Here is a 769-nt window from a genome sequence, read left to right as displayed (position 1 = left end):
CACCAGGTCGATGGAGATGCCGCCCGCGAACTGGTAGTGCTGGGCGGCGGCATGCTTCTGCACGAAGTCGATGAGCTCGTCGGTGAGCGCGGCGCCCATCGACCGCATCCGCTCGTAGTCGGCTCCGGCCATGCGCAGCACGAACCGGTTCGGCGCGAGCACGCGGTCGCGCGCGACCACGGTCGCTTTCGTGTCGAGCTCCTTGCGGAGGGCGCTCGTGAGCTCGACCGGCTGCAGCCCGGAGCGGAAGGTCTTCGCGAAGGCGCCGTTGACGGCGCGCTCCAGCCCCCGCTCGAAGTTGTCCAGAATGCCCACAGTCTCCCGCTTCCGGCTCGATGACTACATGCATGTTAGTCGGAACGTTTGGAAAGGCACTGGCTATCGGGTGAAGATCAGCCGTCGGGAGGACGCCACGATTGGTGTGCGATCCGGCCACCGTGTTAGAGTTCCTGGGTTCGCGCGAGTGGCGGAATTGGCAGACGCGCTGGCTTCAGGTGCCAGTGCTCGAAAGGGCGTGGGGGTTCAAGTCCCCCCTCGCGCACGAAGGGTAGTTTCAGGATTTCCGGCAATCGGGATCATGAAATGCTCGAAGCGAACGAAAAAGGCCGGTCTGACGGAAACGTCAGGCCGGCCTTTGCTATTGATCGCCCAGATCGGGGGGTTATGGGGCTTATAGGCCAAAAAGAGTGGATGGTGTGGGCGTGTCAGCTGTGGCCGGCCCAGCCTGATCGTGTCCAGAGGCCTTCTTCGGGGTTGAGGCCGGTGTCGT

At 63.7% G+C, this 769-nt stretch carries 1 protein-coding gene and 1 tRNA gene; one reads left to right on the top strand and one right to left on the bottom strand.

What is annotated here, in order from left to right; genetic code table 11:
* A partial coding sequence (locus tag ACPYOG_RS19200) for a DUF3662 domain-containing protein (RefSeq protein WP_481295734.1) occupies window positions 1–315 on the bottom strand: 315 nt, incomplete at its 3' end.
* Window positions 316–457: 142 nt separating this feature from the next.
* Here ACPYOG_RS19200 and ACPYOG_RS19195 point away from each other — a divergent pair.
* A tRNA-Leu gene (locus tag ACPYOG_RS19195) sits at window positions 458–541 on the top strand.
* Window positions 542–769: the final 228 nt, after the last annotated feature.

Source organism: Leifsonia sp. HAY1-4F (genome assembly GCF_056755275.1).
This window is presented reverse-complemented; position numbering and strand designations above follow the sequence as displayed.